This window comes from Luteibacter sp. P4_D7_3, from assembly GCF_056401735.1.
In genome coordinates, this window is sequence record NZ_JBFUIT010000226.1 from 1 (window position 1) to 6,690 (window position 6,690).

Genomic DNA, 6,690 nt, shown 5'->3' on the forward strand with positions numbered 1-6,690 from the left:
GGTACCGCTTTCGCGGTTCCAGATTGCCTCGCCGACCAGCACCCATCGGCGATCGAGTACGTATTCGGCCGCCAGCGAGGCGTTCCAGGCCTGACCGGGCGTAGCGTGGCCGCGGAATCCGGCCGGCGTGCCGTAGACACTCGCGCCACGCAGACGCACGCGGCCGGGCGACGGACTCCAGGCCAGTTGACCACGCCAGCGCAGCGCGTGACCGTTCTCCAGCCACTGGAGCTGTTGGGCGCCAAGGGCGAGCGTCGTGCGCGTGGCGCCGGAGCCCGTGCCGTTGAGGGGATTGCTCTCCAACCGGTGATATTTGCCGGTGGGCAGTCGCTGCGCCGCCGAGACGGCGAGCACCAGTCCGGTGCCGTCGGCCTCCGGGGCCTTGAGACGGCTCTGCACGCGAAGGGCGGAATCGCCCATGCGCAGGCCATCGCTGTGCCTGCCGTCGACCGACGTGCGTGCCGCGTTCAGGGTGAGCTGCACCGAAATGTTTTCGGTGAGACCGTAGATCATCGGCAAGGCAATCTGCCACTGGCGTGCCGTCGGCTTCTCGGCGTGGCGCTGGCCGGTGCTGTCGAACCAGCCGCGGCTGTTCGTATGGACCAGGTAGGGTTCGACGTTGACCATGCCGGCGGGCAGGGTATTGACGGCCGGCGTGACAAGGGGGCCGGTGAAGTTGGCCTCACCGTGGGCGGATTCAGCGAGGGCGGAGGCCGGGATGGCGGCGGTAACGAGCGTGGCAATGAGGAAACGACGGGGCGACATGCGCGGGTCCTTGCGGTTTGCAGCGGCGGCTGCGGGGCGTCGACGCGCTTCGTGCGCGGCGGAGTCCATCGTAGGCAGGTCATAGCTGCGACCGACATCGGACTTGTCTGAAAAAGACGTGCGAGAATTCCCGCCCGTTTGCCCGAGCCCCGCCATGGACCATCCGTACCCGAGCCTCTCAACCGCGTTCGAGCGCTATGCGGCGCGTTTTCCGCGCGAGTCGGATGTCGTACGTTTCCACGAGTGGCTGCGCGGCGAGGCACGTCCGTTTCACCGCGAGACGCAGAGCGGACACTTCACGGGATCGGCATGGCTGGTGAGTGCCGACGGCGAGCGCGTCCTGCTGATGCACCACCGCAAGTTGCAGCGCTGGCYGCAGTTAGGCGGGCATGCCGACGGCGATGCGGATCTCTCGGGCGTCGCCTTGCGCGAGGCGCGGGAGGAATCGGGGCTGGCCGATCTCGAGGTGCTCCCCGAGATCTTCGACATGGACCTGCACGTGATCCCCGCACGCCGTGACGAGCCCGAGCACTGGCATTACGACGTGCGCTACGTGGTCATCGCCCGTGGCAGCGAGGCGTTTACGGTGAACGAGGAGTCGCTGGCGTTGGCCTGGCGGCCCATCGCGGACCTGGCGACCCATCCGACGGCGGATCCATCGCTTCGCCGGATGGCCGCCAAGTGGCTGGCCATCCGGCAGCACACGCAGCCGCTGTCACCGTAGGAGCCGATTCATCGGCGATCCCGCGGCAGCGGGCCGGGTTGTCGCGAACACCCATTCGCCGATGAATCGGCTCCCACATAGGGCGGGCTGATCAGTCGGCGTACTTCGCCGGTGCCGGGTGCACTGTGCCGCACTGCTTGCACGTGCGTGCGTCAAGCGAGCGGTAGAACTTTTCGAAGACCGGCGGAAAGTCCGATTCGATGCTGTCGAGGACGAAGTATTCCTCGTAGAGCTTATGGTTGCAGTTCTCGCAGAACCACAGCAGGCCGTCACGCTCACCGGCAACGCGGCGCCGTTCGACCACGAGGCCGATGGATTCGGGCATGCGTTGCGGGGAATGGGGTGTGCGTGCAGGCAGATAGAAAATCTCGCCCGCGCGGATCGGGATATCCCGTGCCCCGCCGTCGTCCTGGACCTTGAGCACCATCTCGCCTTCGAGCTGGTAGAAGAACTCGGGGCCTTCGTCGTAGTGATAGTCGGTGCGCGCGTTCGGTCCGCCGACGATCATGATGATGAAGTCACCGTCGACGATGCATTTGTTTCCCACCGGCGGCTTGAGCAGCGCGCGGTTCTCGTCGATCCAGCGTTTCAGGTCGATGGGGGGTAGCAGGCTCATGGGAGGGCACCGTCAAGACGTTCGCACATCTTACCCGTGTGTAGGAGCCGATTCATCGGCGATCCCGCGCAGCGGGCCAGGTCGTCGCGAACACCCTATCGCCGATGAATCGGCTCCTGCCGGGGAAAGTGGCGGGCAAAGTAGCGGGCAGGGTGGCGAGCGCGGTGGCCTTCGCACCTCCGGTACTTCCACAGGCCCGCTCACTGCCGTAAAACTCACGCTCCCTGCCGAAGGATCCCGCCCCATGCCGTCGTGGTACCACGAACGCGCTCCCGTGCCGCCGCTTCGCCCCCCGCCGGAAGGCCGGCGCGAAGCCTCGGTCGTGATCGTGGGCGGCGGTTTCGCCGGGCTGAACACCGCGCTCGGCCTCGCCGCACGTGGCGTGCGGGACATCGTGTTGCTGGAATCGAAGTCGATAGGCTTCGGTGCATCGGGACGCAACGGTGGCTTCGTCTTCGCCGGGTACTCGCTCGGCGAGAAGGCGTTGCTAGAGCGGGCTGGGCCCGAGCGGGCACGGGCCCTCTATGGCCGCACCGTCGACGCGGTGAACCTCATTCGCGAGCGCATCGCGGCCTGGTCCATCGAGTGCGATGCGGTCGACGCCGGGGTGGTCTGGGCGAACTGGTTCCGTGATGCCGGCGTGCTCCGTTCTCGCCAGCAGCTGCTGGCCGAGCGCTTCGGCGCCGACTGGCAGTGGATTCCTTCCGATGCCATGCATGAGTTCGTGCGCAGTGAGCGCTATCACGACGGCCTCTACGAGCGAAACGCCCTGCACATCGATCCACTGGCGTATGCGCGCGGGCTTGCCGGTGCGGCCGGAGCTGCCGGCGTGTCGATCCACGAAGGATCGCGCGTGCGCATGTTGGAGCGTCACGGTCCACGCTGGGTGTTGCGGGTGGGTGGGGCAGAGATCGAAACCGCCAACGTGGTCCTTGCCTGCGGTGGCTATCTGGCTGGCCTGGACCGACGCATCGATCGCGCGGTCCTGCCGATCGCCACCTATGTGATGGTGACCGAGCCGCTGGGCGACCGCCTCACCGCCTGCCTTCGCACGCGTGCGGCAATCTACGACACGCGCTTCGCTTTCGATTATTACCGTCCCCTGCAGGACACGCGCCTGCTCTGGGGTGGTAGGATTTCGATTCGCGATCGCGCTCCGGCGTCGGTCAAGCGTCTGCTGAAGCGCGATCTCGAGCGTGTCTTTCCTTCACTCGAAGGCGTTCGGATAGAGCAGGCGTGGTCTGGCTTGATGAGTTACGCGCGCCACGAAATGCCCCAGGTCGGCACGCATGGAAACGGCCTGTGGTACGCCCAGGCCTTCGGTGGGCATGGCCTGGCTCCCACGTGCGCCGCGGGCGAGGCTCTGGCGGATGCGATCGCCGGCGGGGACGCGTCGCTGGCGGCGTATGCCGGCTTCGGGCTCGATCCGGTGCACCGGCCGTTCGGGTACCTGGCAGCGCAGGGCGCGTACTGGAAGGCGGAGCTGGCGGACTGGTTCAAGTCGCGGCTGGAAGGGTGAATGGCTCCCGCCGCCTGGGAACTCAGGGCGAACCGCGGTCGAGCCAGACAAGGATGCCTTGCGCATTCAGGCGGATATCGATTTTCAGCAGCTTGACGATATCGTCCCGAAGCATCGTCACACCCTGGCGCCGTGCGCGGTCGACGTAAAGATCGGCGAAATCCGCTTCGATGCGTTGCTCGCGGTCTGCGACCGTCGCGTGTCGTTTCGCGATCGCCACCATGGCGTCGATCGTCTCATGTAGGTCGCCTGCAAGGCGGGCCACCTCCGTAACGCGGCCATAGTGCGTGAGGTACATCGCCTCAGGCCCATAGCCAAGCATGCGGTCGATGGAATGGTGTGCCGCGTCGGGTTCGAACTGGACGGGCGACGTGGTGGGAATGATGAAGGCACCGCCGGGCGAATCGAGTTCGCGGTAGGAGAGGCCGAAGATGTCACCGGTAAAAAACGCGTTGGAGCGTTCGTCGTGGATCGCTATGTGGTGGCGTGCGTGTCCCGGCGTGTCCAGGCACAGGAGTGCGCGTCCCGCGAGATCGACGACGAAACCGTCATGCGCTTCGACGACCCGATCGGCCGGCACCGCGGCGATCTCGCCGTAACTGCGTCGGACTTCCTCTTCGCCGTAGACACCGGCTGCGCCAGCGATCAGGGCGGAGGGATCGATCATGTGCCGCGCGCCGCGCGGGTGCACGGCGAGCTTCGCGTAGGGCAGGTGCTTCATCAGCTGGCCCGCGCCACCCGCGTGGTCGAGATGCACGTGCGTGAGGATGACCCAGTCGATGTCCTTCGGCTCGAGGTCGGCCGCTTTTATCGCATCGAGAAAATGCGGCAGCGAATGCGTCGTGCCGCTGTCGATAAAGGCCCCACGACCGCGTTCCACCACGAGGTAGGCGGCGTCGAACGTCGGGCGGCCGAATCCGGTGTCGATGGTGTGGATGCCGTGCATCGGCCAAGCATATGCGAAAAATGTAGGAGCCGATTCATCGGCGATCCCGCGTTAGCGGGAAAGGGTCCTGCGAGTACCTGCTACCCGCGCATGCCGCCGCTTGGAGCCTTCGGCGGGCGTTGACGTCGCGGAGCAGAGCCTTCGGTGCCCACCCTCGCTGCTCAGACAGTCCTCCGCGTTTCGTACCGGAGAGGCCGCTGCGCGGCCCATGTACTTATCTGGCCTACGGCCGCTCCACTTGTGCGGAACTCGCCTCGAGGGTGGGCACCGAAGACTCTCCCCATCCCTGAGGTTCGTGCGGGTCGAGCCGACGAAGCAACGCGGCTTCGGCTGGCGGCTCGTCGCCATCGCCAAACGATCAACCGCATCGCGCCAGTCGCGGTCGTTCTCGCGAGGCAGCGCAGCGGTTACGACGGCGCTCACCCAGTCGGAAATGACGTGCCGACACGACCGCCGTGATGGTCCGCTTGGGCCGCCATACTCACACCAACGGCTCCCCGTCCAGTTGACCGTATCGTCGTGAGAGACCTTGGTGCCCACCCTCGAGGCGAGTTCCGCACAAGTGGAGCGGCCGTAGGCCAATAAGAACAGGGGCCGCGGAGCGGCCTTTCCTTGTCGAACGCGGAGGACCTGTCTGAGCAGCGAGGGTGGGCACCAAGGTCTCCCCGCGAGACGCCCAAGTGTACGAAGCGACGGCGAAGCCGAGCCACGCGCGAGGTGCATAAGACCGCCCGGCCTGAAAGCCGGGCGCCCGGGCCCCGGTAGTCCACGATGAACCAAAAAAAGCCCCGGCGTTAGCCGGGGCTCGATTGTCGGACGGGAGGTTATTACAGCGCTTCGAAAATACCTGCGGCGCCCATGCCGGTGCCGATGCACATGGTGACCATGCCGTACTTCTGCTTGCGACGGCGCAGGCCGTGGATCAGCGTGGCAGCGCGGATGGCGCCAGTGGCACCGAGCGGGTGGCCGAGGGCGATGGCGCCGCCAAGCGGGTTCACCTTGGACGGGTCGAGGCCGAGGTCACGAATGACGGCCAGGGCCTGCGCGGCGAACGCTTCGTTGAGCTCGATCCAGTCCAGCTGGTCCTGGGTGATGCCTGTCTGCTTGAGTGCCTTGGGAATCGCTTCCTTCGGACCGATGCCCATGATGTCCGGCGCGACACCGGCTACGGAAAAGCCGACGAAGCGTGCCAGCGGGGTCAGGCCGTAATCCTTGATCGCCTTCTCGCTGGCGATCAACAGGGCGCCGGCACCATCGGACATCTGCGAGGAGTTGCCTGCCGTGACCGAACCGCCGAACTGGCCGTTGCGGAACACCGGGCGCAGCTTGCTCAGCACCTCGAACGTGGTGTCCTTACGCGGACCCTCATCCGTATCGATGATGCGGCGGTCCTCGCGGATGCTGTGGTTGAGCAGGTCCGGGTAGCGGTCGTCGAGTTGGAACGGCGTGATCTCGTCCTTGAACTCACCCGCGGCGATGGCCGCGAAGGCCCGCTCGTGCGACTGCAGGGCAAAGCGGTCCTGGTCCTCGCGGCTGACCTTCCAGCGCTCGGCGACCTTCTCGGCTGTGATGCCCATGCCGAAGGCGATCGCGCGGTTCTCGTCGTTCTCGAAGATCGCCGGGTTCATGGCGATCTTGTGGCCCATCATCGGCACCATGCTCATCGACTCGGTGCCGCCGGCGAGCATGAGGTCGGCCTCACCCAGGCGGATGCGGTCGGCGGCCATGGCGATGGCCTGTACGCCGGACGAACAGAAGCGGTTGATGGTGACGCCCGGCACCTGCTCGGGCAGGCCGGCCAGCAGCACGCCGATGCGCGCCACGTTCATGCCTTGCTCGGCTTCCGGCATCGCGCAACCGATGATGGCGTCGCTGATCAGCGCCGGGTCGATGCCCGGGGCCTGTTCGATGACGGCACGAATGACGTGCGCGAGCAGGTCGTCCGGACGGGTATTGCGGAACACGCCGCGCGGCGCCTTGCCTACCGGGGTGCGGGTGGCGGCGACGATGTAGGCATCTTGCACTTGCTTGCTCATGGGGTGGTTCCTTTAAGTGGGAAAGTCGTCRGGCGTAAGAGCGCGTGGCGCGTCAGTTACGCAGCGGCTTCCCCGTCGTCATCG

General features: G+C 66.3%; 6 protein-coding genes. 2 read left to right on the top strand and 4 right to left on the bottom strand.

Annotated features, from left to right (window positions below):
- The coding region (locus AC1DSN_RS16340) for a hypothetical protein (RefSeq protein ID WP_477331688.1) at nt 1-765 on the bottom strand (765 nt) is incomplete at its 3' end.
- 154 nt (nt 766-919) lie between these two features.
- Here AC1DSN_RS16340 and AC1DSN_RS16345 point away from each other — a divergent pair.
- On the top strand, nt 920-1,489 hold the full coding sequence (locus AC1DSN_RS16345; RefSeq protein WP_477331690.1) for an NUDIX hydrolase: 570 nt from the start codon (nt 920-922) through the stop codon (nt 1,487-1,489).
- Between the two features lie 91 nt (nt 1,490-1,580).
- Here AC1DSN_RS16345 and AC1DSN_RS16350 read toward each other — a convergent pair whose 3' ends face one another.
- Entirely contained in the window at nt 1,581-2,105 is a 525-nt protein-coding gene (locus tag AC1DSN_RS16350) for a 3-hydroxyanthranilate 3,4-dioxygenase (RefSeq protein ID WP_477298138.1), read from the bottom strand.
- Between the two features lie 244 nt (nt 2,106-2,349).
- Between AC1DSN_RS16350 and AC1DSN_RS16355 the strand changes: the two genes are divergently transcribed.
- Nucleotides 2,350-3,624 carry an NAD(P)/FAD-dependent oxidoreductase gene (locus tag AC1DSN_RS16355; protein ID WP_477331692.1) on the top strand — a complete coding sequence of 425 codons (1,275 nt, stop codon included), beginning with the start codon at nt 2,350-2,352 and terminating at the stop codon, nt 3,622-3,624.
- A gap of 22 nt (nt 3,625-3,646) precedes the next feature.
- Here the strand turns inward: AC1DSN_RS16355 and AC1DSN_RS16360 are convergent, their stop codons facing one another.
- A complete protein-coding gene (locus AC1DSN_RS16360; protein WP_477298588.1) occupies nt 3,647-4,570 on the bottom strand; it encodes an MBL fold metallo-hydrolase in 924 nt (307 codons plus the stop codon).
- Between the two features lie 827 nt (nt 4,571-5,397).
- Complete coding sequence (locus AC1DSN_RS16365; protein WP_477331694.1) at nt 5,398-6,606, bottom strand: acetyl-CoA C-acyltransferase; 1,209 nt, start codon at nt 6,604-6,606, stop codon at nt 5,398-5,400.
- Nucleotides 6,607-6,690 lie beyond the last annotated feature (84 nt).